The organism is Microbulbifer sp. 2205BS26-8 (assembly GCF_030731025.1).
GTDB lineage: Bacteria > Pseudomonadota > Gammaproteobacteria > Pseudomonadales > Cellvibrionaceae > Microbulbifer > Microbulbifer spongiae.
Map to the genome: position 1 here is coordinate 1 of NZ_JAVAMR010000141.1, position 1,008 is coordinate 1,008.

General features: G+C 44.3%; 1 pseudogene. It reads right to left on the reverse strand.

The window, feature by feature from the left end:
- Positions 1–455: 455 nt before the first annotated feature.
- A pseudogene (locus Q5Y71_RS16930) lies at positions 456–1,008 on the reverse strand (IS5 family transposase); the annotation flags it as partial.

Here is a 1,008-nt window from a genome sequence, read left to right on the forward strand (position 1 = left end):
CGGTTACACAGAATTATTTACACTCTCGAAAACACGCTCTCTGGTCACCTCGGTACAGGATATTCATATTTTCGGACATTCCTATCTGGACTATCCAAGCGAGGTTAAAACACGTTAGCCTGACATACTTATGCCTGAGCCGGATCGAATTGCCTACGTTCTTGGTGTGTTGTGACAATATGGATCGCCTATCTGGCGTATATCTTTGTACCCAATATGATTGGTGGACTACTGGTGATTACCCTCACCGGAGTCCTCAGCAGCTTACTTTCCAGCAGCCCGATGACAAGCCTGTCTACAACCTGCTTGTATACTGTCACAGCCTGCATAATTCCCGCCCCATTTTACTTTTTTTTGCTGCCAAAATTATTCGGTTATTACATGCCTGGATCATTTATATTCATTTTCTTTTTCAGTGTTAGTTTTATCACATTAGATTTTTTGAAGACCAGCCTTTAGGTCCTGTTCACACTAATTAAAGTATCGGCAATAAGCGCAAAGCGAATAAAAAACGTGAAAACAACATCCAGTTTGTCAAAGCGAGAGAAAATTCTTCTGAAACCCTTGAGCCGTCGGAACAATCTCTCTACTTCATTTCGTTTTTTGTACACTTCTTGGTCATAATCCCAAACGCTTAGTCGGTTACTTTTGGGTGGCACTACGGGTTCCATGCCAAGATCAAATACCAACTGTCTGGTTTCATCGCCCTCATAGGCTTTGTCCATTAGAACTTTGGCGCCCTCCCAGCCACAGTTTTCCAGTGTTTTCAGTAACTTTCGACCCTCAGATGCATCACCTGCTTGCCCAGGAGAAAGGGAAAAAGCTACGGCCTGGTTGGGACCCGCTGCAACCATGTAAATTTTGGTGGCCCAGCCTCCTCGTGATTTGCCGATAGGTTGAGGACCGTTTTTTTAACGCACCTGTGCCGTCTGGATGCACCTTTACAGCGGTAGAATCGAGAGATACATGATCCACTTGAATATTGATCACATCATTTTCCTGCGGTGT